This is a genomic window from Flavobacterium indicum GPTSA100-9 = DSM 17447, assembly GCF_000455605.1.
Lineage (GTDB): Bacteria > Bacteroidota > Bacteroidia > Flavobacteriales > Flavobacteriaceae > Flavobacterium > Flavobacterium indicum.
Genome location: NC_017025.1, coordinates 273,732 through 298,451, shown reverse-complemented (window position 1 = coordinate 298,451; position 24,720 = coordinate 273,732). Strand labels below are relative to the sequence as shown.

Annotated in this window: 21 protein-coding genes; 2 read left to right on the top strand and 19 right to left on the bottom strand. The window is 32.6% G+C overall.

The annotated features are described in order from the left end of the window. Positions 1-54 precede the first annotated feature (54 nt). From KQS_RS01290 to KQS_RS01280, 3 genes are all read right to left on the bottom strand, one after another. On the bottom strand, positions 55-1,920 hold the full coding sequence (locus tag KQS_RS01290; protein WP_014387400.1) for an OmpA family protein: 1,866 nt from the start codon (positions 1,918-1,920) through the stop codon (positions 55-57). A gap of 21 nt (positions 1,921-1,941) precedes the next feature. Continuing rightward, positions 1,942-2,862: a PorP/SprF family type IX secretion system membrane protein gene (locus tag KQS_RS01285; RefSeq protein ID WP_014387399.1), complete on the bottom strand. Its 921-nt coding sequence runs from the start codon at positions 2,860-2,862 to the stop codon at positions 1,942-1,944. Between the two features lie 68 nt (positions 2,863-2,930). Next, on the bottom strand, positions 2,931-8,621 hold the full coding sequence (locus KQS_RS01280; RefSeq protein WP_014387398.1) for a choice-of-anchor L domain-containing protein: 5,691 nt from the start codon (positions 8,619-8,621) through the stop codon (positions 2,931-2,933). Between the two features lie 163 nt (positions 8,622-8,784). Here KQS_RS01280 and KQS_RS01275 point away from each other — a divergent pair, with 163 nt between their 5' ends. After that, positions 8,785-9,525 carry a UDP-2,3-diacylglucosamine diphosphatase gene (locus KQS_RS01275; RefSeq protein WP_014387397.1) on the top strand — a complete coding sequence of 247 codons (741 nt, stop codon included), beginning with the start codon at positions 8,785-8,787 and terminating at the stop codon, positions 9,523-9,525. A 141-nt stretch (positions 9,526-9,666) separates the two neighbouring features. Here KQS_RS01275 and KQS_RS01270 read toward each other — a convergent pair whose 3' ends face one another. From KQS_RS01270 to KQS_RS13910, 6 genes are all read right to left on the bottom strand, one after another. Then, the gene (locus tag KQS_RS01270; protein WP_014387396.1) at positions 9,667-10,923 is read right to left on the bottom strand and encodes an MFS transporter; all 1,257 of its coding nucleotides are present in this window, start codon (positions 10,921-10,923) and stop codon (positions 9,667-9,669) included. A 63-nt stretch (positions 10,924-10,986) separates the two neighbouring features. Continuing rightward, positions 10,987-12,675 (bottom strand): single-stranded-DNA-specific exonuclease RecJ, encoded by a 1,689-nt coding sequence (recJ, locus tag KQS_RS01265; RefSeq protein ID WP_014387395.1) that lies wholly within the window; start codon positions 12,673-12,675, stop codon positions 10,987-10,989. 154 nt (positions 12,676-12,829) lie between these two features. After that, positions 12,830-13,141, bottom strand: a complete 312-nt coding sequence (locus tag KQS_RS01260; RefSeq protein WP_041251943.1) for a HopJ type III effector protein — start codon at positions 13,139-13,141, stop codon at positions 12,830-12,832. Continuing rightward, positions 13,131-13,592 (bottom strand): hypothetical protein, encoded by a 462-nt coding sequence (locus KQS_RS01255; RefSeq protein WP_014387393.1) that lies wholly within the window; start codon positions 13,590-13,592, stop codon positions 13,131-13,133. Before KQS_RS01255 ends, KQS_RS01260 begins: the two co-directional genes overlap by 11 nt. Before the next feature lie 32 nt (positions 13,593-13,624). Beyond that, complete coding sequence (gene rsmI / locus KQS_RS01250) at positions 13,625-14,296, bottom strand: 16S rRNA (cytidine(1402)-2'-O)-methyltransferase (protein WP_014387392.1); 672 nt, start codon at positions 14,294-14,296, stop codon at positions 13,625-13,627. Positions 14,297-14,340: 44 nt separating this feature from the next. After that, a complete protein-coding gene (locus tag KQS_RS13910) occupies positions 14,341-15,270 on the bottom strand; it encodes a hypothetical protein (protein WP_014387391.1) in 930 nt (309 codons plus the stop codon). A 101-nt stretch (positions 15,271-15,371) separates the two neighbouring features. Between KQS_RS13910 and KQS_RS01240 the strand changes: the two genes are divergently transcribed. Beyond that, complete coding sequence (locus KQS_RS01240) at positions 15,372-15,965, top strand: thymidine kinase (protein ID WP_014387390.1); 594 nt, start codon at positions 15,372-15,374, stop codon at positions 15,963-15,965. Positions 15,966-15,990: 25 nt separating this feature from the next. On the opposite strand, the gene KQS_RS01235 is transcribed toward KQS_RS01240, so the two are convergent. The 10 genes from KQS_RS01235 to KQS_RS13905 are packed head-to-tail and all read right to left on the bottom strand — an operon-like array spanning position 15,991 to position 24,689. Further along, positions 15,991-16,401: a DUF2141 domain-containing protein gene (locus KQS_RS01235; protein WP_014387389.1), complete on the bottom strand. Its 411-nt coding sequence runs from the start codon at positions 16,399-16,401 to the stop codon at positions 15,991-15,993. Positions 16,402-16,404: 3 nt separating this feature from the next. Then, positions 16,405-18,897 carry an outer membrane beta-barrel protein gene (locus KQS_RS01230; RefSeq protein ID WP_014387388.1) on the bottom strand — a complete coding sequence of 831 codons (2,493 nt, stop codon included), beginning with the start codon at positions 18,895-18,897 and terminating at the stop codon, positions 16,405-16,407. A gap of 1 nt (position 18,898) precedes the next feature. Beyond that, complete coding sequence (locus KQS_RS01225; RefSeq protein ID WP_014387387.1) at positions 18,899-19,273, bottom strand: hotdog family protein; 375 nt, start codon at positions 19,271-19,273, stop codon at positions 18,899-18,901. 5 nt (positions 19,274-19,278) lie between these two features. Next, a complete protein-coding gene (locus KQS_RS01220; protein WP_014387386.1) occupies positions 19,279-19,689 on the bottom strand; it encodes a hotdog family protein in 411 nt (136 codons plus the stop codon). A gap of 48 nt (positions 19,690-19,737) precedes the next feature. Next, positions 19,738-20,964: a beta-ketoacyl-[acyl-carrier-protein] synthase family protein gene (locus KQS_RS01215; protein WP_014387385.1), complete on the bottom strand. Its 1,227-nt coding sequence runs from the start codon at positions 20,962-20,964 to the stop codon at positions 19,738-19,740. 2 nt (positions 20,965-20,966) lie between these two features. Then, entirely contained in the window at positions 20,967-21,701 is a 735-nt protein-coding gene (gene fabG, locus KQS_RS01210) for a 3-oxoacyl-ACP reductase FabG (RefSeq protein WP_014387384.1), read from the bottom strand. Between the two features lie 7 nt (positions 21,702-21,708). Further along, the gene (locus KQS_RS01205) at positions 21,709-22,116 is read right to left on the bottom strand and encodes a DUF2141 domain-containing protein (RefSeq protein ID WP_014387383.1); all 408 of its coding nucleotides are present in this window, start codon (positions 22,114-22,116) and stop codon (positions 21,709-21,711) included. A gap of 30 nt (positions 22,117-22,146) precedes the next feature. Next, on the bottom strand, positions 22,147-22,407 hold the full coding sequence (locus tag KQS_RS01200) for an acyl carrier protein (RefSeq protein WP_014387382.1): 261 nt from the start codon (positions 22,405-22,407) through the stop codon (positions 22,147-22,149). A gap of 31 nt (positions 22,408-22,438) precedes the next feature. After that, positions 22,439-23,575, bottom strand: a complete 1,137-nt coding sequence (locus KQS_RS01195; protein ID WP_014387381.1) for a lysophospholipid acyltransferase family protein — start codon at positions 23,573-23,575, stop codon at positions 22,439-22,441. Further along, a complete protein-coding gene (locus KQS_RS13905) occupies positions 23,559-24,689 on the bottom strand; it encodes a zinc metalloprotease (protein ID WP_014387380.1) in 1,131 nt (376 codons plus the stop codon). The genes KQS_RS01195 and KQS_RS13905 overlap by 17 nt, the downstream gene beginning before the upstream one ends. Positions 24,690-24,720 lie beyond the last annotated feature (31 nt).

Sequence of the window (24,720 nt, the reverse complement as noted above, 5' to 3'; positions counted from 1 at the left end):
TTGGGTGCTCTTTTGCTTAGTATTTACTAAGAGGGTATTCTTAACTTAACTAATTTATTTTTTTACAATTAAGAACTCTGAACGTCTGTTTTGTGCATGTTCTTCTTCAGAACAGTTTGTGCAAGAAACTTTCGGTTCAGTTTCTCCCATACCTTTGCCTGAGATACGTTCTTTTGCTATACCTTTTGAGATGATGTATTGTACCGTAGCCTTAGCTCTTCGGTCGGATAATCTCAAATTGTAGCTGTCGCTTCCTCTGCTATCGGTGTGCGATTTTGCATAAATCACCATATTCGGATACTCGTGCATTACTTGTACTAACTTGTCTAACTCCTCAGCGCCTTGTGCTGTGATGTTCGACTTGTCGTACTCAAAGTAAATCGGTTGTAATATAACTTCTCTCTCGGTGATGATTGGCTTGATTGGGGTTAGTTTTACTTCTATCACTTCGCTTCCGCCTTCACTCTGTTTCATCGTAGCACTTCCTGGCTCGTATCCACTTCTTGTTGCCGTTACGCCATAGCTTTGTTCACAAGCTAATCCGTATTTCGTTGCTCCTGATTCATCGGTGTCTTGTGTGCCTACTGATTTGTTTTTAGCATCTGTTACCGTTACTTGTGCTCCAGCTAATAATTTGCCTGTTTCTGCATCCATAACTTTCACTAAAGCATCCACACCACAAATCGGATCGGCTTGGAAAATATCGTCGTTCCCTTCTCTATTACTAGAGAAGTAACCTACCTTTTTCTCTTTATTGTAGCTAAACGCAAAGTCGTCTTTCTCCGTGTTTACCGGAGCACCAACATTCTTGGTTTCTTTTGTAGTGGTGTTGTATGTAAACACATCATAGCCACCAAATCCTGGTTTACCGTTTGACGCAAAGAATAGCACATGGTCATCCGTGATATAAGGAAAACTCTCGTTCCCTTCTGAGTTGACTCCACTTCCAAGGTTCTCTGGTGTACCATAGCTATCGCCATCAACACTTACTTTCCAGATGTCTTCGCCACCCATACCGCCTGGCATGTCTGATGAAAAATACAACGTCTTACCGTCTTTGCTGATACTTGGGTTTCTAACCGAGTATTCTTTACTGTTAATAGGTAATGCTTTGGCATTTGTCCACTTATCCCCTTCCCCTTTTGTGGCTTTGTATAAGTAGATTTGTCCGTATTTTAATTTCTTTGTTTTATCCTTTTGGAATTCACTTTGGTTGAAGCTCTCACTACCGTAGTAAATCGTACTACCATCAGAGGTAATAGCCGCAGGGCCATCGTGCCATTTGGTATTCAACTCCACTACTTCCGTAGCTTGACTCAAACTTCCGTCTGTGTTTCTTGTTGCCTTATAAAGGTCTAAGTACGGTTGTTCATCCATACCGTTTTTCTTTCTTGCGGTGTTTCTAGCACTCGCAAAATAAACCTCATTGTTATTGGTTAACTGCGCACCAAAGTCGGCCTTATCACTACTCACATCCGATTTCTTGATGTTGTATAACTTACTTTGTTGTTGGAGTTGTTGCACCACATTAGGGTTATTGGTAAACGCTTTAGCTCGAGCATCGTTTGGCTGCATCTTGGCAAATTGGGCCATTTGTTTGTTACTCTCCTGCATGTTCCCTTCTGCTTTTAACATTTGGGCATAACGGTAATACACCTCCGCCTCTTGTGGGCTCTCCACGGCCTTAGCATACCACGTAACCGCTTCCTTAGTGTTAAAAACATTGTAGTAACAATCGCCAAGCTGTTTGTAAACATAAGCATCCGCTTTGCCTTTCTCTACTAATTTGGAATAAGCTTGGGCTGCATCAACATATTCTAAACGATCAAATAGCTTATCCGCGTCTTTTGTGTCCTTATTCTGTGCATAAATACTTGTTGTAAGTAACAATGCAACGGCTGATATATATAGTCTTCTCATGTCTGTTCTTCTTTGAATAGATTAAAAATAACGCGGTGAACGTGATACCTTCTTGCTGAAATTAACATCAAACAACAAGATAACCTCGTGTGATGCCGGGGTAGTCACCTTTAAATCCGATACAATATGATCGTAGGCATATCCTAATTTTAAACTCGGTGTAATAGCATAATTCACCATCGCTCCAAAACTGTCGTCTAAACGATACGTCGCGCCAATCTCAAACTTCTCCTTAAATAAAAAATTTGTCGATACATCCAACGAAGTAGGCGCATCAAACGCACTCTTCAACATGAAAAAAGGCTTGAACTTTAAACTCTCATTCAAATCAAAAACATAACCCCCTGTTAAAAAATAATGACTCACCTCACTACCATAACTCCTACCATTAAAATCTAAATGCTGGGCCTTAACCATATTAGGAACAGACAAAGCCAAGTAGTACTTATTCGTATAATAAAATAATCCCGTACCAAAATTAAAATAACTATTACTAACATTCTTAGCAAATGAATCATCGTTAGGATCTGGTAAAGTAGGCGCAATCTCCGTAAAATAATCAACATTATGCAACGTTAAACCAGCCTTTAAACCTAAAGCTAATTTATGATCTCCTCCTAAATTCAATGTATAACTGAAATCACCATAAATATTGTTCTCCTCAACAGGACCAATCTTATCGTTAATAACCGATAGACCCATACCTACATTCTTCCCAACTGGAGCATGACCAAATAAAGTCGCAGTCGTAGGCGCATCCTCTATCTCAACCCACTGCTTTCTATACAACAAACCCATAGATAATGACTCCTTACTACCTGCATAAGCCGGATTCATAACACTCATATTATACATATACTGCGTATAATGAGGATCCTGCTGAGCAAACAAATCAGAACCAAAAACCGTTAATAGTAATACTACTAAATATATTTTTCTCATAAATGTATTGTTTAAAATTAACCGCTTAGCTCTATTAAAACTAAGCAGTTAATCCTTAATTTATTCTTTTAATCCTCTTTGTTTATATAAATCCATCCCGTTTTAACCTCGCCTCCGTATAACTCTATAACATAATAATACGTACCATCAGGTAAAACTGAACCACCGTTAGACTGACCATGCCAATCATTAACATAACTCGACTTACTATAAACCTCCTTACCATATCGATTAAATATCTCAACCTTCTGAGCACTTAACTTCAAATAATCATTTAAACCATCTCCATTAGGACTTATACCTTTTTGGATAGTACATAGAACATTATCAAATAATTGAGTTACTGATGAAGCACAATGTAATCCTGAATTATCTGTTAATTGACATGTGTAAGTTCCTGGGGCATTAGCTATTATTGTAGAAGCAGTACCTAAATTCTCTCCAGAAGGACCATACCATACAAAAGTATAATCAGTTACAGTAGCAACAGAAGTGGAGATTACGAAACTACTTCCTTGACATTCACCTACAAGAGTAAATGATGGATTGGAAACAACAGTTACAGTAACACTTCCAGTTATTGATTGAACACAAGAACCTAAAATAACATTTACTAAAGTATAAGTTTTTGTACCACCTATATGATTAAAACTAGCATTTCCTGAACTATCTAACACAATAGTTTGATTTGCAGTTCCATCTGAATAAGTAACTGTTGCACCTGGAGTTCCATTTACTGTTATTACAGAATTTCCATTTTCACAAATCGTATCATTTAAACTTGTAAAAGATGCTGTAATAGGGTTATCAATTGTAATAGTAAACGAATCACTTGAAGAACAAACACCTGAACCTACATTATAAGTAATAGTATATGAACCTGGCACAACGGAATTGGTCCAAGTAACAGTTCCTGAATTATCTACAGAAATATCAGCTGGTGAGCCAATAATCGAGTAGTTTCCACCCGATGTTCCAATTAAGGTTACATTAGCTACTCCTGCACTAAAGCAGTATGGTGTACTATTGTAGCTAATATCTGCTGTTGGTGGAGCAACAACCTCTATATCAAAACTTTTAACTCCTGAACAGAATGTTATAGTACTGTATATTCTAACCCAAATAGTTTGAGGATTAGAGGTATTAACATAAGTATTTGGATTAGTAATTGCATTTAGTCCAGCAACAGCATCCGCTTGCGTTAAATGATAAGTCACAATATAATCTGTTGGATTAGGGAAATTCGCTAAAACAACTGGTGTATTTTGCGTTAAATCAAATACAGGACTTGGCGTACAGATTGTTATATCATTTGGTTCAGGAGTATTTAAAGATAAATCAGGATAGAATTCTACCACAATTGTATCTTCTCCCACACAAGCAGAACCAATATAATGCGCAACTAATTTATATTCTCCGGCAGATGTAACATTTAAAGTTGCACCTGTTTGACCTACAAGTTCTGTAAATGGTAATGTGCTGTTTGCTCTGTAATACCAAGTAAATTCATATGGTGGTGCAGTCAATCCACTATCAATCACATACGATTGTCCCGCACAAAGCGCACTATTTCCTGTAACTGTTAAATCGGCACCTAAATCAACATTACCAATATCAAATTTACTTAAGAAAACTGCACTATCAAAAGATGAATCGTTTCTATCTCCAACTACAAACTTCATATGATATGTTTGTCCAGGAATTACTGTCCCTACTGCAGACATTGGCACGGTATAACCATTAAAATTAATAGGATCTACCACATCTGGCAAACCATTTTGCGGATTTCCAGTACCATAAAATTTATCAAAGAAAGCAGGATTAACAGAAGCACAACTTGAATTATACAAATTATTTCTAATTGTAGTTACAGCTACAGGAACGGGTGGTGATGACCCTGGAATTACTGCTAAATTGGTAGTAACTCCTGTTGCTGTATTGGTTAAGAAAAAGGCAAATGCATCAGAATAATCACACTGGAATGTACCGTATTCATCTGAAGCAAAGATAAAATCAAATTTTACTTGATCTGCAATTGGCACAAAATCAAATTCCAATTTAGACGAGTTATAATAATTCGAAACCGATTGTCCTACAGACTGCATGTATGTTAACAATTGAGCATCGCCTGGCCATGTACTTGTACCTTCAGAACCAGCTGTATTTGGTCCATCACAAGTATCTGCAGAACGTGTTGCCAAAATAATACCTTCATCTAGTCCAAACGAAGAACCATTTTTATTAAAATATCCTATTCCGTTTTGTTGGCCAAAATTTGTCCCTGTAGAATAAGTAATGTTAGAAACGATTCCGCAAGGAGAGGTTACTAACACATCTGTTACCAATTGTTGAACAGTATAGGTTGTTGGCGCTGAAACCGTAGAAGAATTTTCCGCAAAAACGGGTGGCAATACTTTGTTTATACACACATTAAATGATGCTGTCTGGTTTATTGCAGTTGTAGCAGACCAAACTCTAATGTAATAAGTTTGTCCAGCGACAAATGTGTTATTATAACTAAAATTATTTACATCACAATACAATAGCGTCAACGCTCCACATGTTCCAGAATAAACAGCATGCGATAAATCGGTTGTTGAACCAACTATATTATTAAAATTAATGATATGCGCTTGAGAAGTTGCTGTAAACGAGAACCAAACATCATCATCTGCTACACCACCACATGTTGATGCCGGTACACCAGAACCAGTAGAACCAGTTATAGTACCCGGTGTAACAACCGTACAATTTAAATCATTATTAACTGGAACATTAATTGCATTTGCACAATCATCATTATTTGGTTTAGTATAAAAATTAAATCCATTAGAATAATAACTAGCATCTGATGCTGAACAAATTGCTCTAACAAAATAAGTATAAGCTGTACCTGGATTTAAACCTGTTAATACAAATGGATTTGAATTAGCAACAGTACCTGCTGTTCCAGGAGCTGGAACTGGCGAACCAATTGGCAAAGCAATTACTTCCCATTGTGTTGCACTACCATTCTCTGTCCATGACAATTGCGCGCTATTATTAGTAACCGATGTAACAGATAAATTTGTAGGTTTAGGACACGTAATTGGTGGTGTACAATATATGGTTGCATCCCATCCTGCTGCTGTTCCTGTTGCATTTGATGTAAATACAAAGGTTAAACATCCAGTTGCTGAAGTTGATGTAAATGATGGTGGTAATGTTGTTCCTGTATAAGTACCAACAATTGGAGAAGTAATTAAGTTACCATCTCTAATAACTAAGTTATCTCCAGCCGCAATATTGAATGAATTAAACACAACAGTTACAACATCTCCCACATTGTCTGGGCATATTGTTGTTACTGAATTGGCATTATTTGAATATGCTCCAGTAGCACCTCCTGTATCATAAAAATGATCTCCCGCACAGAAGTGTGGAGTAGTACAGAAATTATACGGACCCGTCCAATAACTCACGTTACCAGGACCACAAACCGCTCGAATATAAACATCATAACATGTAATTGAGTTTAATCCTGTTATTGTATATGGATTAGTCGTTACATTTATACCTGTAGATGAAGCATTTGGTGCTGGTGAACCTTGTGGTAGAGTAATCACTTCCCATTGTGTCTCAGTATTTCCAGCTGTCCATGATAAAACACCATAATTATATCCAATGATATTCGCAGCAACAGCTGTTGGCTTTGGACAAGCAATTAAATTCAACATTACATTGTCAATAGCCGCAGGTGTTTGCACTCCTGTTGCATTATTATTTCTCCACTCAAAAACCAAACGCATGGTACCTCCTGCAAAAGAAGAAATGTTTAGCGCATCATAAACCTGAGTAACCCATGTAGCGGAAGAAGAAAAATCTATTCCTACTTTTATTCTACCTGCTCCAGCTGTAATCTGTGTTCCTGGATTAGGAGTAAACGTGGTAGGAACCATCCATACTCTAAAATAATCATTCGCATTCTCTCCTATTGAACGCCAATCAAATTTTAACTCTCCTTGAATTGCTCCTGCTGGAATATTAAAATCTTTATAGGCATGAACTACTGAAGTTCCTGTAATATTATAATTGTTGGTCGCTCCATCTGTATCTGAAATATAAATGGAATGTGTACCACCATTAGCTACTGCTGTACCTAATGCCCATTTATTAGGCTGAGCAACATTTGTAGACGAAATATTTGCTAATGTCCAACCTGTAACCGTTTCAAATCCGTCTGAAAAGTTTAAGTTCGTTGCAACTTGTGGTAAAGTAAATGTAAATGGACCTGACCAAACACTAAAGTTACCATCATTACAATCCGCTCGTACATAATATTGATACACAACTCCAGAAACACCATTGTATGTCCAGCCTGTGTTAGTATTCACTGTTGTACCAGCACCTGTTGGAAGACCATAAGGAGCCATACCAACTGAAACTTGCCATGATGTAGCTCCTGATGGATTACCCCATGATAAATCTGCTGATGTAGTGGTAATATTTGTCGCTGTTAATGCACTAGGTTGTGTACAAAATACTTGTTGAATTGTTAAAGTATAACCCACGGTTTGTGATGTAGCTGATGACGAAACAATAATATAATACGTCGTTCCTGCTGTAACTGCAAATGGATTAATATTTCTAGGATTACTATTCGTATTGGCCACACCTGCTAAACATGTAGCGCCTGGTGTACCAGGACAAGCATTATAAACATGGATACTTGAATTGGCTCCTGCTGGTGTTAATGTTATAGCAATATTTCCAGAAACAGTCGGTGTATACGTATAAAACACATCATTCCCTTGCATATAATTCGTAGCACTACCACTACACGTTAAGGGTTGTAAAATATCATTAGTATCGCCAAAGTTAGACGTATTATTTGTTGTTGTATAAGGTAATGAACCCACTACAATTGGCGCCGCACAAGCCTGACCAGGAATGGTAGTAGTAAAAGTACCCGTGGCACTTGACCATTCACTTGGAAAACCTGAAGGACAAATAGCACGTACCTTAAATTTATATGCTGTACCTTGTGTTAAACCCGTAGAAACCGTATAAGGATTCGTGGTTACAGGTGTATAGTTAGGAACACCTGTAAATGCAACCGCTTGAGGCTGAACCTCAATCTCCCATTGTGTAGCACCCACAGGACCCGTCCAACCTAAAGTAGCAAACGTAGTACCAATATTAGTAGAAGTTAACGTCGCTGGTGCATTACACGCCTCAACAACATTAATATTATCAATCAACCATCTATCTCCATTCTCATTAGTACGAACAAAGGCTAAATAAACATTTTGACCCGCATAAGTACTTAACGACACTACTTTCTCCTCATACACATTAAAAGTAGTATTTAAAGTATTTTCTGTCCAAGTAGCCGTAGGTATTGTAGTAAATGCCGCTGTACCTGTCTGTGAAGTAGTAGAAATTCTAACAGAAAATGTACTTCCATCATCCCCAGCTAAAGTCGTCCTAGTATAAAAACGTAATTGACCATTGGCAGGAACTAAAAATTGTTGAGTAACCAAATATTCCTCAGCTGTAACACCAGCCGTACCTGTAACTCTTGTTAAAAAGGCAGAAGTACCTGTGCCTCCATAAGCTAATGCAGCACTCGATGTAGTATTCCAGTTAACCGTACCAACTCCGTTATCAAAGGTAGTCCAACCTGTTGGTGGAAACGTACCCGATTCAAAGTTCTGTGTTAACTGACCATAACTAATCCAAGTGATGATAAGCAAAACAATTGAGAGTAGTTTTTTCATCGTAAGATTTTTGTTTTTTATAGTTTGTTATTAATCAAATATTAACAAAAGTATATATTTAAAAATTAGGATTTTAACAAATCGTTAAAATTTAAAATATAAACGACAAAATGTTATTTTTTTATTAAATCAATTTTCTAAATTTGTTAAAAATTAGAATCCTTTGAAGAAAATATACTTTGCCTCAGACCAACATTTTGGCGCACCCACTGCTGAATTGAGTTTTCCACGAGAACAAAAATTTGTACAATGGTTAGATGCTGTAAAAATAGATGCTGAAGCTATTTTTCTTTTGGGTGATTTATTTGATTTTTGGTTTGAATACAAAACAGTTGTTCCAAAAGGATTTGTACGTGTATTAGGAAAATTAGCTGAGATTAGAGATAGTGGAATTCCCATCTATTTTTTTGTAGGCAATCATGATTTATGGATGCATGATTATTTTGAAAAAGAATTAAACATCCCTGTTTATCACAACAATCAAGAGTTTACATTTAATGCAAAAACTTTTTTAATAGGTCATGGCGACGGAAAAGGACCCGGCGACTTAGGATACAAACGCATGAAAAAAGTATTCACACATCCTTTCTCGAAATGGTTGTATCGATGGTTACATCCAGATATTGGGGTACGGCTAGCACAATATTTATCTGTTAAAAATAAATTGATATCGGGAGAAGCCGACGTTCATTTCTTAGGCGAAGACAACGAGTGGTTAATACAATATTGCAAACGAAAATTAGAAACAAAGCAGTACGACTATTTTGTATTTGGACACCGACATTTACCGATGACCATTTCTTTGAACCCCAATTCACAATACATTAATTTAGGCGATTGGATTGGCTATTTTACCTATGGTGTATTTGATGGCGTACAATTTGAGTTGAAAGAATACAAATAGTTTCAAATTTGCGTGAGGGATAGAGGCGGCATCCTTTTTTTTACTGTGCCAAAGGAAGGAAAAAAAAGATACAGCCGAAAGCCCGACCTGAAAGGGCACGCCCAAATTCAGATTAATAAAAACGGCTTAAGGTGTTGCGATTTATTCTTTTTCCAATTCTTTTTCAATATCTAAATTTCGGAATTGAGGAGAAAGTCCTCCCATAGTAATTACAACTACTAAAGTCATGATTCCTCCAAAAACAACCGCATTTACCGTACCCATTAATCGAGACGTGAGTCCGCTTTCAAATGCTCCTAATTCATTGGACGAGCCTACAAATATGGAATTTACAGAAGAAACTCTGCCTCGCATAGTATCAGGCGTGTACAACTGCAAAATTGTTTGACGAATGACTACCGAAATTCCGTCGAAAACCCCACTTAAAAACAACGCTACAACCGAAACCCAAAAATCAGTTGAAAGCCCAAACACTATTATAGACAACCCAAAAAAGAAGACGGCAACTAAAAGCTTTTTCCCTGCCTCTTTATTCAAAGGAATATATGTTGCAACTAACATAGTTAATAAGCCTCCAATAGCAGGTGCCGCTCTAAGAATTCCAAAACCTTCAGAGCCTACTTTTAAAATATCTGTTGCAAATACGGGCAACAAAGCAATGGCACCCCCAAATAAGACGGCAAACATATCTAAAGAAATAGCATTTAAAATGGTTTTGTTTTGAAAAACGAAATGCAAGCCTTCTTTTAAACTTTGCATGACTGGTTCGCCTCGTTTGGGATTTAAAATTGGTTTTTTATCAATTTGAAGCAGACCAAAAATACCCACTACAACACAAACCACTACAATACACATGGATGCAAAAATACCAATCCAACCAATTAAAAAACCCGCTAATGCCGGACCAAAAACCGCTGCAATTTGCCAAGTAGAACTACTCCATGCAGCTGCATTAGGTTTTTCTTTATTAGGGACAATTAATCCTAATAAACTAAACACTGCAGGAATAATAAAAGCACGAATGATGCCACCAACAAATACCAATCCATAAATAGCAAAAAGTATAGTATCTTTTTCTAACTGCGCTGCAATATCTGTTTTTACTAATAAACAAAAAGCTATACTGATTAAGGCCAAACCAGAAAAACACTTAATTAACATGCTCTTTTTTTCTGATTGATCCACTATATGACCTGCAAATAAAGCCAAACTAATTGCCGGAATCACTTCCATTAACCCAATTAAACCAAGCGACCAAGGGTCTTTAGTAAGGCGGTACACTTCCCATTCGATTAACACAAATTGCATGGACCAAGCCAATACAATACCGAGACGCATAAATAAAAACCATTTAAATTCTTGGATTCGAAGTGATGAAAAGGGGTCTTTTTTAGTCATAATGTACTTTTGAAAAACAAAGGTCGGAAAGATTTTTAAAATGTATTATACTTTGAAAGTAATTTAACGAATATCTTTTAACTGCAATTGCAAATTAATTTTCCCTTTCCATTCATTTTCCTCTATAGAATAAACCGCTTCAAAACCTTGTTTATTTTTTAAAACATCTAATTTAGTTCCCAATTTAAAACCAACGACACCAAAACTTTCACTACCCTTTTGTTTTACAAACCCTCTAATATGTTCGTCGTTTGCCCCTATTGTTTTGGCATAACCTGAATCTTTGAGATGAGAAGAATAAAAAACAGGTGTCATGTTGCCGGGCCCAAATGGTTCAAATTGTTTTAAAATACGAATTAACTTTGGAGAAATATCAACGAGGTTAATTGCTGCATCGATTTCAATTTCAGGGGTTCGTAAATCGGGATGAATCGTTTCCTGCACCACTTTTTCAAAAGCCTTTTTGAACGCTACATAATTCTCTTCTTTCAGAGTCATGCCAGCTGCATACATGTGTCCACCAAATTGTTCCAAATGTTCCGCACATGCTTCTAAAGCATTATACACATCAAAATCTTTAACCGAACGAGCAGAAGCAGCTAACTTATCACCACTTTTAGTAAAAACAAGAGTAGGACGATAATAATTTTCAACCAAGCGAGAGGCTACAATTCCGATTACTCCCTTATGCCAATCTTCCTGATAAACAACGGTTGAAAACTGATTTTCTTCATTATTCTCAATAATTTGTGCCAGCGCTTCTTTAGTAATTTTTTGATCCAATTCCTTTCTATCGGCATTGTGTTGTTCAATTTCAGAAGCAAAAATTTCGGCTTGATCTAAATCATATTCCGTTAAAAGAGCCACCGCTTCATTGCCATGTTTAATTCTTCCTGCAGCATTGATTCGAGGAGCAATGACAAAAACTACATCCGAAATTGTCAATTCCTTTTTTTTGATATTTTGCACCAGGGCTTTAATTCCTGGCCTTGGATTAGAATTAATGACCTGTAAGCCAAATTTAGCCAAGACACGATTTTCTCCGGTTATTGGCACAATATCCGCTGCAATGGCGGTTGCAACCAAATCTAAATAAGGAATTAATTCAAACATCGTAATATCGCGTTTAAACGATAAAGCCTGAATTAGCTTGAAACCAACACCACATCCACACAATTCATCATAAGGATAAAAACAATCTTCTTGTTTAGGATCTAAAACCGCAACCGCATTTGGGATTTGCGCTCCAGGTCGATGGTGATCACAGATTATAAAGTCGATTCCCTTTTCTTTCGCATACGCCACATGATCAATAGACTTAATCCCACAGTCAAGCGCAATGATTAGTGAAAATCCATTGTCGTCGGCAAAATCAATGCCTTGATAAGACACCCCATATCCTTCGTTATAACGATCGGGAATATAGGTAGCGACATTCGGATAATAACTTCGCAAATAACTAGAAACCAACGAAACAGCGGTTGTTCCGTCTACATCATAATCGCCAAAAATTAAAATATTTTCTTGATTTTCAATGGCTAATTCGATACGAGCCACAGCTTTATCCATATCTTTCATCAAGAAAGGATCGTGCAGGTCGTCAAGAGTGGGTCGGAAAAATTGTTTGGCTTGATCGTAGGATTCAATCCCACGTTGTAGTAATAAAGTAGCGACAATTTCGTCTACTTGCAGTGCATTTTGTAAGGCTTGTACTTTTTCTTTTTCTGGCTTAGATTTGATAGTCCAACGCATAGTTTTATATGAATTTGAAATTATAAATTATGATTTTTGGCGTATAGTATTGAATTGTAAATATATGAAAATTTTTATTTCACGCAGATTGAAAGGATTTAAAAGGATTTTTTCACTTATCACTTTTGCCTTTTCACTTATAACTTGGATCTTTTTACTTTTTTACTAAAGCGACTCTTTCAAACTGGATGCCATCCCAACCAAAAATCATAAAATTTCTTATATTTTGATGATCGGTCCCTTCAGGTGTATTTTGAACATCTTGGAAGTATTGACCGAATAATTCTAAGGTGTCTTTTTGGCTCAATTGTTCCTGTTTTGCATACGCAAATACTTTACACGATCCATTATTTTCACCTGCCTGATTAAAGTGGTTGCCGTTTTTAAAAGCTGTGGGAGTAAAATGGTAGTTTTCATCAATGAAAGCGATGAAATCTTGGAAGGATTTTATTTCTTTATTCATCATCTTCTTTAACTTTTAAAGCTGTTGGTTTAAGTATATTAAAAACAAGAAAATCTAGAAAAACATTAGACATTTCATATTGTATGCTTATTTTAAAAACACTTGCATTTAAATTTAATTTATCATCTTCTTTAAAGTGCATATATTTTCTATTCAACAACACTAAAATAGAGTCTCTAGATTTAAGAACCTCATCTTTTTTTGAATAATCAAGATTAGCAATTTTATTGGATAATTTTTTCACTAAATTATAACATGAGTCGCATTTCTTTAATTCGTTAGGATAATTTTTATACTTATCACAACCTTTTATGTAAATATCATTATAATTTAGTTCATTTTGCTTTGTAATATCAGTTATTTTATTCAATAAATAAAAACAATTATCATCTTTCATATTCTTTTTACATGAATAAAAAAAAGTTAAAAAAATTAAAATTAATATTTTTTTCATGTCTTAAGTTTTATGAAATTATATTGAATAAATCACTTCTTCCCCGCCACACAAACCACAATTTCACCTTTAGGAGGCTTGCTTTCAAAGTACTTCAATACTTCTTCCGCAGTTCCCCTCACCGTTTCTTCGTGTAATTTAGACAATTCACGGGATACGGTAACGTGTCGGTCCGCACCAAAATACTGAATAAATTCGGCTAAGGTTTTCAGTAATTTATGAGGAGACACATATAAAATCATGGTACGAGTTTCTTCTGCTAATGCTAAAAAACGAGTTTGTCGGCCTTTCTTATCTGGCAAGAAGCCTTCAAAAACAAATTTATCATTTGGCAACCCACTATTCACCAATGCAGGTACAAAAGCAGTCGCACCCGGTAAACATTCCACTGCAATTCCGTTTTCAACACAAGCACGGGTCAAAAGAAATCCTGGATCAGAAATCGCAGGAGTTCCCGCATCTGAAATTAATGCTATCGTTTCCCCAGCCTGCATCCGTTTTACTAGTGTTTCTACTGTTTTATGTTCGTTGTGCATATGATGACTTTGCATAGGCGTACCTATTTCAAAGTGTTTGAGCAACTTACCACTATTACGTGTATCTTCTGCTAAAATACAATCCACTTCTTTCAGCACTTTTATGGCTCTGAAAGTCATGTCTTCAAGGTTACCAATGGGCGTGGGAACGATATAGAGTTTTGACATTTAAGTTTATAATTTAGAAATTAGAAATACAATCTCTAAAATCATTATTTAAATTTATTTTCTACGATTTCTAAGAAACGAGTTTCATATTCATCCTTTCCAGACCAATTATTGTAATCCGGTTTTACAAAATCTAACACAAAAGACCTAGCCTCATCTAACGAAGTAAAAGTATTTAGTTGAGAAATAACACGATTTAAATCTTCGGTATTACCTGCAAAAAGATTCTTTTCAAAAGCTATTTTATCGTTTAAAGTCAACACAATCCCTTTTCCAACATTTCCTTCTGTTTTTGCGGCTACTTTAGGTTCTTCAACAACAGGTTTTACTTCTTCCACTACACTTTCAGGCTTTACTTCTTCCACCTTTTGTTCTTCAACAATTTTTACATCATCAAAAACAGGAACAGGAATTATATCTTCTTTTTTAACAAACAAAGTATCTTGATAATCGTGCACTAAAACCTCATCAATAGTAATTTGTTTTGTGACTTTGGTACCAATAATTGTCGTTTCTTTAGGCAATTCAGTGGTGATGTTTTCTTTTTTTGCATCGCCTATTGGATCAGGCAAGATTACTTCTTCCGTTTCCTTTTTATCCTCAACTACTTCAACAACATTACTAACAACTTCATTAAAAATAGGTGCATCATGTGTAACCTTTACATTTTCCATTAACTCTTGCTCAATTTTTTCTATATTTTCTGGAGAAGCCAACTCCACTACTTCATCTTCCAATTCTTCCTCTGGAATTTCAATCGTTCCAACAATCACTTTTTCAACTTTTTCTTCATATGCTGCAACCCCCATATCGCTTTCTATCGTTGTGAAATTTTCTTCATAGAAACGCAACAAAGTTAATTGGTCGTACAATTTTTTTACATCGTTATGCAATTGAACAGTATCTTTATAATTATTCATTTTTAATAAACGATGAGCAAGGCTTACTAATTCGGCTTCGATTTTTTTCTTCATAACTTTTTGCAGAATAAATTAAGTTGTAAACGATTTTTAATACTTTTGTTATACTTACAAAGTTACTATTTTTTACACATGTAAGCCTAAAGTTTTAAAAAATGTTTCTCGAAAATACCGTAAATCAAGAAGAACAATTTGGCTGGATTGAAGTAATCTGCGGCTCTATGTTTTCTGGCAAAACAGAAGAATTAATTCGTCGATTAAAAAGAGCCCAATTTGCCAAACAGAAAGTTGAAATTTTCAAACCTGCAATTGACACGCGCTACCATGAAGAAATGGTGGTTTCACACAACAAAAATGAAATTCGTTCTACTCCAGTACCAGCAGCAGAAAACATTAGAATTTTAGCTCAAGGTTGCGACGTAATAGGTATTGATGAGGCCCAATTTTTTGACGATGAAATTGTAGCTGTTTGCAATGATTTAGCGAATAGTGGAATACGTGTAATTGTAGCCGGATTAGACATGGATTTTAAAGGCAATCCATTCGGTCCTATGCCTGCATTAATGGCTACTGCAGAATACGTTACTAAAGTACATGCCGTTTGTACAAGAACAGGTAATTTAGCCCATTTTAGTTATAGAAAAGCCACAAGTGAAAACCTAGTTTTATTAGGTGAAACAGACGAATACGAACCTTTAAGTAGAGCTGCTTATTATAAGGCTATGCGAGAAAGTAAAGAAGAAGAATAATGAACTTCATTATTCTTCTTTAAAGCTAATTTACTTTTATTGAAATATTTTTATTTGAATGCAACATAAACTTTGCTTCTTTATACTCAGGAGGACCAAAATAGCCTCGAACATTATTTGAAAAACCAAAATCTTCCGTTGGAATTTTAAAAAAATTAGAATCTAATTTATTATTTAAATTTTCATCATGAAATATACAAACAGCGTATTCTCCGACTGGAATATTATCAAAAACAATAATAGCTTTTTTATTTTCAATTTTTTGAGTTTTCCCATAAACAAATACTTTTAAAAAAGTTTTTTCACTATTACATAACCCAACAACCACTTGACCTTTATTGTTTTCGAAACCAGTAACTTCTATAGTTAATTTTTTATTTTGACCTACAATTGTATTCATCAAAAACAAAAACATTATTAAAAAAACTTTAAACATAATTTACAGTTTAGTATTAATCATAGTCTTTTCTTTTTCCACTTCTTTTTGTTCTTTTTCTATTTCAAAATTCTCATTTTTCACATTTTTACTATTCCCAAAATGATACGTAATTCTGAAATTATACATACGTGTATCCTGTTTTTCTTTGTAATAAGCGTTTAAATTATCAAAAATACTAAACCCATGAATTTTATTAGTATTAAATAAATCATCTACTCCAATTAATACTTTTAATTTTTTATTAAAAAAGGATTTAGTTATCGAACAATTAAAAAACTGAATAGGCTCTATTAAGTCGAAAATTTGATAAGTCCCCTTAGACACTCTAGAATATTGAGCGATAAATTTTGTTTGATAAGGCATGTTAAATTGTGCATTAATATTATAAAACCAAAATGGTTTCCTCTCAAAATTGTATACATAATCACCTACATCATGGTTATTGTAGGCAATATTAAAATACAAATAATTAAGCTTATCGGGTGAAGAAGAATTATCCTGAACATATTTAACACCTTTTGATATAATTTCTAAAGGTAATGGAAATGAAAGATTAATATTTGTATTTCTGATAGTATAAAATGTTTTAAAGGAATCATTAGTTAAAATTGAATTGGGTTCAACTTGAAAATATCTAAAATTGGAACTTCTTAAAAAAGAAAAATTATATGTTAAATTAAAAAAGTTCATAAAACTAATACCTGCTCTATAATTACTAGAAAAATTAGCTCTCAATAACGGATTCCCAATTTCAGAATTATAACTATCGAAATTTCCAAAGTTATTAGGATCTAAATAAGAATACGCAGGAATCTCAATTTTTCTACTATAATTACAGAACAATTTCAACATTGAATTTACTGCGTAATTAACTGAAAAAGAAGGGAATAAATTTGAATATTTTAATTCATTTAATCTATTACTATTCAAATCACTTGAAAACTGAACCAATTCCCATCTTAAACCTCCAGTTAAATTAATATTCCATATTTTCTTTTTTAAGTCGAAATACGAAGCAAAAGAACTTTGGTTAAAAAAGAATTTTTTATATTCATTAAAATTAGCATTTAAATCATTAATATTGTTTTGATTTAACAAATAATTTCCATCATTATGTACTTGCAAAATATCGTATTTAAAACCTAAATTATACTTTAAATCTAAATTAGAAAAACCTGAGTTTAAATCTGTTTTTACATAAAAATTAGATGAATCAAAATCAAAAAACAATTTTCCATACTGTGGATTATTATTAATCAATTGTTCAGAATATGAACTTTGCTTTTTATTTAAATTAGAATAATATAAAACAACATCAAAATTGGCATTATCAGACAATTTATTTTGTAATTTTCCAACCAATTCATTAAAAGTTTTATTATCATTTGATGTAGTAGAGTTATTCAAATTTAATGATGAGGCTCCATTAAGATTAAAAAAATCTCCACTATTATTTAAATAAATATTATAATTATTCAATACATAATTAAAAATTAATTTAGACTTTTTAGAAAGATTAAAATTTAAAGAAGGCCTAAAGAAAAAGACCCTTTTGATTGGAGTAGACACATTCTCTCTAACATAATTTTGGACTGGATTAAAATAAGAAAATCCATAATCTGAAGTAGTAGCTTTTTCAGATTCATAATAGGTATAGCCACTATACAAATTAAATCCCACTTTTTTATATGTACCATTTAAAATAACAGAAGGAGTAATTTTATCATAATTATTTTTAGAGTAAAAAAGCCCCATACTACCATTAATTCCTTTAACACCCTTACCTTGAGTAATTATATTAACTATCCCTCCAGAAGTATTTGCATCATATGCAGCACCAGGATTTTCAATAATTTCTACTTTTTCAACGTAATTGGCCGGTAAACTTTGTAAATAAGTGTTCAAATCTTCTCCTCGTAAATTAGTTTGAACACCATCTAAATAAACAACTAAGCTCTTCCCATTTATGGAAAAACCACCTCCAGTTGGAGCCATCATAATTCCTGGCAACTTAGAAATTGCATCATAAGATGTTCCTGAATCATATACTGGATTATCTTTAATTTGAACTATTGTTTTATCAGCATCAACTTTTATAAATTTGTTTAAATTGGATTTAACCACAACAGTTTCAATTTGTTTTTGAGTCGCTTTACTTTTCAACTCCATCAATAAATAAGTTGTTTCTACAAAGTCTTTATCTCTTGTAGAAAAATCCAAAATTCCAACTTCATATCCTGACGAACTTACTTCGAATTGGAAATCAACATTATTTTCTGGTAATTTAAACTCAATAAAACATTCCGTAAATACTTTACTAAAGACGAGTTTTTTTTCATCATTGTTTATTGTAAATACATTGATTTTTTTATCTGTAATTACATTTTCACATAAAATATCATCTGTTTTTATTTTAAGAACTATTTTCTTTTCTTGAGAAAAAACAATTTGTAAAAAGAATAAAAAGAAAAGAATTTTTGATAATTTAAACATTTTAATATAATTTATATAATCCATTAAAACTCATAAACATTTTATTGTTTAAACTTGTAAAGGAAGCTTTAACTTTAAGGTTATTATTATTGGAAGCGTTTTCAATTTGCACATTAACAGCAAAAGAAAGTTCGTTTTCGAAAATTGGATTAACAAATTTTACTTTGTCAATAGATTCTAAAGAAATATTTTCATTTTTTACAGCTGACATTATTATTTTTTTTAAAATATAGAGTTCTACTACTCCAGGCACAATGGGATAATTTCTAAAATGCCCATCAAACAAACTATGGCTAAAGTTTAAATCTATTTGACATGTGAATTGATTGTCAACGCTAGTCAAATTTTTAATTTTAAATACACCTTCGAGTTCCATACTATTTATTTACTAGAATCAAAATGCAATGTCATATCACAACTCATAATCTCAATTCCATCAAAAAAAGACTTTGCCTTGACAGAAATTAAATCATTAAATTCCATCATTAAATTAATTTCAGATTCTATAACATCGTGAATTTTTAACTCAAATTGTTCTTTTTTTAATCTACTTATTGATCCAATCATACCTATTTTGTTACCATGCAAATAACCATAAAACAAAGCTGAAGACTGAGCCAAATGTTCAATCACACCATGATATTCGAAATCTGAGTTACTAACAAAAACACTATCTTTAATCTGATAACTAGTATGGGCTTTAGATCCATCTATTTCTAATAAATTATCTACTAACAAAATTGGGGATCTTTGCGGAACATAATTCTCAACATTTTTAGCATCTACAAGCATATTTTCTAAATAATTAATTTCTATTTTAGCTACAAAAACTTAAATACTTTATTTCATATTTTTTATAATGATAGCAGCATTAGTCCCTCCAAAACCAAAAGAATTTGACAAAAAAGTATTAATTTCTTTACTTTCAGTTTTTGTAATTAGAGGCAACTGTTTACAGTCTTCATCTATTTCCTCAACATTAATATTTGGAGCAATAAAACCATTTTTCATCATTATGATTGAATAAATTAGTTCACTTGCTCCCGCCATCCAACATTCATGACCTGTCAACGACTTTGTTGAAGAAACGGGCGGGCAAGTTTCACCAAATACATTTAAAATGGCTTTTGCTTCATTAATATCTCCAACAGGAGTAGATGTAGCATGCGCATTGATATAATCAATCTCACATTTATTAATACCTGCAATTTGTACTGCTTTTTCCATAGCTCTTTGCGGACCACTTACATTAGGGGTAGATAAATGGTCTGAACCATTAGAACTGAAAGCATACGATAAAATTTCCCCATAAATTTTAGCTCCTCTTTTTAGGGCACTTTCATATTCTTCTAAAATTAATATTGCACCACCACCACTAGGCACCAATCCATCTCTATTTTTATCAAAAGGCCTTGACGCTTTTTGGGGATTAGTGTTATTTTTAGAAAAAACACCTAATGCATCAAAAGTTGCCATTGAAATTAATCCAGTCTCTTGAGCACCTCCACAAATAACTACATCTTGCTGTCCACATTTAATTAAATTGTAACCCAATCCTACAGAATGAGAACCACTTGCACATGCGGCACTAATAGTTAAATTAATTCCTCTAATTTTAAAAATAGTAGCTAAATTCATGGTAACGGTGGAATTCATACTTTTAAATATATGAGACGCTCCAAGTAAAGACGTGTCTTTTTTTAACTTCAACAAATCTAAAGATTCAGATGAATCAACGACAGTACTATCATTACCAATCAAAATTCCTACTTCATTAGATTCGAAAAAAGTATCATTGATGTTAGCGTCTTCAAGCGCTCTTTTCAATGCTATATATGCATATTTTGTAGGCTGACCAATACCCAATCTCTGTTTTCTTGATAAAAATTGACTTAAATCTGGTTCGCTAACATAACCCGTTAATCCAGATTGATAACCAAATTTTATGCGCTCTTCATCAAATACGATACCTGATTTTCCTTCAAAAAGAGATTGTTTTACCTCATCAATAGATTCACCCAAACAAGAATGAATTCCTAAGCCTGTTATTACTACTCTTCTTTCCATATTTATGTATGCATTCCACCGTTAACAGAAATTACCTCACCCGTTATATAGCTACTATCATTTGAAACTAAAAACCCTACACATTTAGCTACTTCTTCAGGATTACCAAATCGATTCATCGGAATTGTATTTTTAAGTTGGTCTTGATTTAAAGGGCTTGTCATATCTGTAGTAATAAAACCTGGCGCTACAGCATTTACTCTTACATTTCTTTTAGCAAACTCTACAGCTAAAGACTTAGTTACACCTATCAATCCTGCTTTAGCAGCTGCATAATTTGCCTGACCGGCAATACCTGTTAAACCCGCTACAGATGCAATATTTACAACAACGCCAAATCTTTCTCTTAACATATCGCCAATTACTGCTTGTGTTACATTGTAAAAACCGCCTAATGAAGTATTTATAACATTGTTCCAGTTATCCTTAGTCATCATTAAAAAAACACTATCATTTATTATACCGGCATTGTTAACAAGAATTGAAATCTTTTTACCTAGATTCTTCAATTTCCAATCCTCAATTGCCTTTGCAGTCTCTTCAAATGAACTCACATCAAAAGCAATTGTTTCAGCAGAATAACCCATTTTTTTTATTTCTTCTTCAACCAAATTTGCTGCCTCTTTATTACTTTTATAATTAATCAGAACATGGATATTTTTGCTTGCTAATTCATGACAAATTGCCCTACCAATTCCTCTTGACCCACCTGTAACGATAGCTATCTTATTTTCCATTGAAGATTTAGTTTAAACTAATTTTAATTTCCGTGTTCTGATTGATACTAATTTTTGCATCATTATATTTAGGCGGACCAAACTTTCCTTTAGCATTATTTGAAAAACCAAATTTTTCAATAGGCATACCATATTCATTAGTATCTAAGTTATTATTATTGTTTTCATCATGAAATAACGAAACAGCATATTCTCCACTTGGAATATTATCAAAAACCACTAAAACTTTTCCATTAGTAATTTTTTCAATTTTCTTATAAGTAAATTCTTTTAAAAACTGAACTTCCTTATCACAAATCCCAAGAATTAATTGTCCTTTATCATTATTAAAACCATTTACTTCAATAGTTAATTTATTTTGTGCTTTACTTGACATGGCAAAGCTTAGTATTATAAAAAAAATTAAATTTCTCATTTTTATTAATTTTTAATTTGATATTTTTTGCTACTTGGTTAATAAAGCTTGTGTTTCTTCATAAAGAAAAAGATGTAAATCATTTAAACAGTTAAAATCGGCAAAATTTTCCGCTTTAACCTTAACTTTATATTCTTCCTCAAGATATACGACTAAATCAATTAAATCTAAACTATCTAAACTTAAGGCTTCCGTAATCTTTAACTGATTATTAATCCCATGATTTATTTCAAATTTTTTTGCTAAAAACAAATTCACTTCATTTCTAAAATTTTCAAATTGCTTTTCCATTTAATACTATTTTTGGTTTATTTAAATTATTTTATATGAGTATATTTTTTTCAATGCAATTTTGAATTATCGTTCTATTGCATTTTGTAACATTTTTACTAAAAATAACATCGGTTATATCTGCATCAATTTCATAAGACAAATGAGTATTTTTATCCAATAAAAAATTGTTTTCTCCTAAGGAAAAGAATGCATATTTTTTAGAATTAAACTTTAACTTTTTTAATTTCTTATTGGTATTCGATTGATTTTCTGTAGCCTTTAAATTGGTAATATCTAACCATCTATGAATATATAACCAACCATCCCATTCTAACGGATTTGCCTTAACAACTTTTTCAAGGATTTTATATATATTAATAATTGAACTTTTACTAAAATCCTCCCTAGACATACTTCTATCCGGATGAATTAAATCAAAAGAAGTAATCTTCATTTTATTTTTTCTAATTCTAGTTGAAATAACAGGTAATATTGGCACATTAAACGCATAACTTAATGAAGGAAGACCATATTTTACTTTCACAACCTGTCCCATAAAGCTAAGCTCAACTCTATTTTTACTTTCAAACTTCATTATTCCATCCAAACCACTATTTCCGTCAACAAACATTAATAATATGAATCCTTCATTTAATAATTCCTTTGCTTTAAAAACAAAAAGTTCATCTTGAACAGACAAATATTGTATTTCTTCTATATCAATTGAAGGGTGTGCTTTTTTGTATTCCTGAAGACCTTTATTACTCTCGTCAATTATATTTTTTTTAACTGCAACTGTTTCATTTACTGCTACTATAAATTTTTTATTATTCTTAATTAAATAGGATGAAATTAGATGATATGAACCATAATGAAATCCAGCTATAATAAAACCTTTATCCGTATTTGGAAAAACAAAATCTTCATCATTAATAGTGTCAATCAACTTAAAGTTCAATCTTTCATACTTAGCTAAACTTGAATTAAAAAAAACTTTCATAAAATTTTTATGGTGATCTTTATAATTCATGTTGGGTAAAAAAACCTGAAAACTTGCCGAACAAAATGCTTCAGAAGCACTTAATTTTCTTTTATTGATCATCCAAGATTTTTTAAATTCTGCTTCAATTTTCCTTAATTTTATAGCATCAATATCAAAAAAACAAGCCTTAATTCCTTTTATCATTCTTTCTAATTTTATAGTATGAAAAAACAAAACCGTACACAATCCTAAAAGCTAGAATTAATGTTATAACATATCCCAAGAGATAATCGAGATTATTCTTTATTGAATGAAAAGTTTTTATTCTTTTAAAAAAAATATCAAAATTTAGCACTATATATTTTGTAATTAAACACCAAATGAATAGCATAAAAACAAAATACAACACTGCATAAACTTTCACTATAACTATCTCATTTTTTCTTGAACCATTTAGTTTTATTAATGAAACTAAATATGCATTTGCTTTAGCTCTAAGATTTGGAATTTTTAAAACATCCGAAAAAACCCAATATCCATCAAACTTAAAAAAGGGATTAAGATTAAATAAGATTATACCAAAATTGATTGTAAAAAATAAAAACAACAGATTTTTATAATCATTTAACCAATAAAAAAGACCTATTAAAATCAAATTAATAAACAATTGAAAATAAATTCCTCCTAAATTGACTATAACTTTTTCAAATTTATTTAGCTTCCAAATTTGTGTAAGATTTGTATATAACGCAGGATAAATAAAATAGAAGCCAAATCCAATTTCCTTTGGTATTATTTTAAATTTTAAAGAAGCTACAACATGACCTAATTCATGAATTAGCATAATAAAAACTAAAAAGAAAAAAGAAAAAAACCATTCTATTTTAAATTCTGCCATTTGATTATAAAAAGATAGGTTTTTATAAATAAACAAACTACTAATTACTAATTGAAAAATAAAAGCGGTCCAAAAAAAATTCAAATGAAATAACTTAATTAAGAATGAAAAATAATTAAGATGTTTTTCAGGTTTGATTACTGTAAATATTTTTTTTACTGGATTTTTACTATCATTCAATTGTGAATTAAACAATGGTGTAATTTCATTTTCTAGAAACTGATGTAATTTTAAAATAGTGAAATTTTCATAACCTTTAATTCCTTTAATATCATCAACAATTTCATCTTCAGATATCGATTTTTTAATTCTCGACAAAATCATATAAACAACTTCTCCAACTAGAAAACTCTTTTCATTTATTTCTAATATAAATTGATTTTCTTTGTTTTTAGTTATTTGAAAGTTATTGTTTATCATTAATTTAAGATTTGAAAAAACTTAAGATTAG

Bases quoted from the DNA above. Each gene is read 5' to 3' on its own strand.
- KQS_RS13910 (WP_014387391.1), bottom strand. From the start codon at position 15,270: ATGAAGAAAAAAATCGAAGCCGAATTAGTAAGCCTTGCTCATCGTTTA.
- fabG (WP_014387384.1), bottom strand. From the start codon at position 21,701: ATGGAAAATAAGATAGCTATCGTTACAGGTGGGTCAAGAGGAATTGGT.
- rsmI (WP_014387392.1), bottom strand. From the start codon at position 14,296: ATGTCAAAACTCTATATCGTTCCCACGCCCATTGGTAACCTTGAAGAC.
- KQS_RS01240 (WP_014387390.1), top strand. From the start codon at position 15,372: ATGTTTCTCGAAAATACCGTAAATCAAGAAGAACAATTTGGCTGGATT.
- KQS_RS01205 (WP_014387383.1), bottom strand. From the start codon at position 22,116: ATGAGAAATTTAATTTTTTTTATAATACTAAGCTTTGCCATGTCAAGT.
- KQS_RS01290 (WP_014387400.1), bottom strand. From the start codon at position 1,920: ATGAGAAGACTATATATATCAGCCGTTGCATTGTTACTTACAACAAGT.
- KQS_RS01270 (WP_014387396.1), bottom strand. From the start codon at position 10,923: ATGACTAAAAAAGACCCCTTTTCATCACTTCGAATCCAAGAATTTAAA.
- KQS_RS01230 (WP_014387388.1), bottom strand. From the start codon at position 18,897: ATGTTTAAATTATCAAAAATTCTTTTCTTTTTATTCTTTTTACAAATT.
- KQS_RS01220 (WP_014387386.1), bottom strand. From the start codon at position 19,689: ATGCTTGTAGATGCTAAAAATGTTGAGAATTATGTTCCGCAAAGATCC.
- KQS_RS01280 (WP_014387398.1), bottom strand. From the start codon at position 8,621: ATGAAAAAACTACTCTCAATTGTTTTGCTTATCATCACTTGGATTAGT.
- KQS_RS01235 (WP_014387389.1), bottom strand. From the start codon at position 16,401: ATGTTTAAAGTTTTTTTAATAATGTTTTTGTTTTTGATGAATACAATT.
- KQS_RS01260 (WP_041251943.1), bottom strand. From the start codon at position 13,141: ATGATGAATAAAGAAATAAAATCCTTCCAAGATTTCATCGCTTTCATT.
- KQS_RS13905 (WP_014387380.1), bottom strand. From the start codon at position 24,689: ATGATAAACAATAACTTTCAAATAACTAAAAACAAAGAAAATCAATTT.
- KQS_RS01215 (WP_014387385.1), bottom strand. From the start codon at position 20,964: ATGGAAAGAAGAGTAGTAATAACAGGCTTAGGAATTCATTCTTGTTTG.
- KQS_RS01200 (WP_014387382.1), bottom strand. From the start codon at position 22,407: ATGGAAAAGCAATTTGAAAATTTTAGAAATGAAGTGAATTTGTTTTTA.
- KQS_RS01195 (WP_014387381.1), bottom strand. From the start codon at position 23,575: ATGATAAAAGGAATTAAGGCTTGTTTTTTTGATATTGATGCTATAAAA.
- KQS_RS01255 (WP_014387393.1), bottom strand. From the start codon at position 13,592: ATGAAAAAAATATTAATTTTAATTTTTTTAACTTTTTTTTATTCATGT.
- KQS_RS01225 (WP_014387387.1), bottom strand. From the start codon at position 19,273: ATGGAACTCGAAGGTGTATTTAAAATTAAAAATTTGACTAGCGTTGAC.
- recJ (WP_014387395.1), bottom strand. From the start codon at position 12,675: ATGCGTTGGACTATCAAATCTAAGCCAGAAAAAGAAAAAGTACAAGCC.
- KQS_RS01285 (WP_014387399.1), bottom strand. From the start codon at position 2,862: ATGAGAAAAATATATTTAGTAGTATTACTATTAACGGTTTTTGGTTCT.